Raw genomic sequence first — 237 nt, 5'->3', positions numbered from 1 at the left:
ACATCCGTCATGTCTTGTGCCTTAATTGAAGAGAACCTGTGTAATGTTTACGCCAGCGCCAGAGCGCAACGACGTTATCCACTGAACAGTGTCACCCGCGTTGAATGCTACGAAGTCATGGTGACGACGCCCGTAACCAGAACCACCGTTCTTTGTGTTCTCCGATACGATGTTGCCATTGTGGCGTACCGTGGTGGTGTTGGCGTTATCATCGATAACCCACAGATGCATGAAGCC

General features: G+C 51.1%; 1 protein-coding gene. It reads right to left on the bottom strand.

The genetic code is table 11. The features are described from left to right. Positions 1 to 21 precede the first annotated feature (21 nt). The coding region (locus AC1RO3_RS09410; protein WP_481764156.1) for a hypothetical protein at positions 22 to 237 on the bottom strand (216 nt) is incomplete at its 5' end.

It is taken from the genome of Dellaglioa sp. CoH-57-MRSF-19, from assembly GCF_056781975.1.
Note: the sequence above shows the minus strand (reverse complement) of the source record. Positions and strands in the feature narration are given on the sequence as shown.